Source organism: Neisseria sp. P0009.S007 (genome assembly GCF_051962515.1).
The window spans coordinates 1-1,047 of sequence record NZ_JBQCVF010000503.1; the positions used below are offsets into that span (position 1 = coordinate 1).

Consider the following 1,047-nt stretch of genomic DNA (forward strand, 5'->3'; position numbering starts at 1 on the left):
AGATGCAGATGTGCATTCGGGTTGCTTTGCAGCGGCAGCCATTCTGGTTCGCCGCCGTCTTCCTTCCAAACGTCGCCCAAAATATTCGCCATACAGCATGAAGAAAGCAGCTTGGTATCGGCGGGCGGCAGATTGCACATAATGCGTACCTGCTGCTGGAACTGGTCTGCGGCGCAGGCATCCAGCGTATGATGGCCGGAATTGTGCGGGCGCGGGGCGATTTCGTTGACGACCAATTCATGCGTGTCGCCGACGACGAACATTTCTACCGCCAATACGCCAACATAGTCCAATTCGTCCGCCAATCGTTGCGCCATCTGCCGCGCCTGTTGCTGCACGTCGGCACTCAGCCGCGCGGGGACGATGGAATAGGCAAGAATGCCGTTTTCGTGGATGTTTTCGGCGGGGTCGAAGGTTTGCACGTTTTCATCGTTCAGACGACATACGATCACGGAAATTTCGCCGCGCAAATCCACCATTTTTTCTAAAACGCAATCCACACCGCCGTGTTCGGTAAACGCGGCTTTGAGTTCGTCCACCGTTTTGACGCGGATTTGACCTTTGCCGTCGTAGCCCAATGTAGCCGTTTTCAAGATGCCAGGCAAAAATTGCGCGCTTTCTTCGCTGATGTCGTCTGAACGACAAACCACTTGATACGGCGCGGTTTGCAATCCCGCTTTGCGTATCCACGCTTTTTCCTGAATACGGTTTTGCGCGATGGCAACGCAGTCGCCGCAGGGGGAAACGTTGGTATGCTTTGCCAGAAAGCGCATCGCGTCGGCATTGACGTTTTCAAATTCAGTGGTCACTGCCGCGCATTTTGCCAACTCGTCCAAAGCGGCTTGGTCGTCAAACGGCGCGCACAAATGGCGGTCGGCAAATTCCGCCGCCGGCGCGTTCGGATCGGGGTCGAGTACGGTTACTTTGTAGCCCATGGTTTTGGCGGCAACGGTAAACATTCTGCCTAATTGGCCGCCACCGAGGATGCCGAGCATGGAAGGAGGGAGTATGAGAGAATCATGCATTGCTATAAATCTTTGTATATTG

1 protein-coding gene is annotated in these 1,047 nt (G+C 54.5%); it reads right to left on the reverse strand.

The window, feature by feature from the left end; genetic code table 11:
- Positions 1-1,025, reverse strand: a 1,025-nt coding sequence (locus ACTHS3_RS14375) for a 5-(carboxyamino)imidazole ribonucleotide synthase (protein ID WP_440368292.1), incomplete at its 3' end; no start/stop codon positions are given.
- Positions 1,026-1,047: the final 22 nt, after the last annotated feature.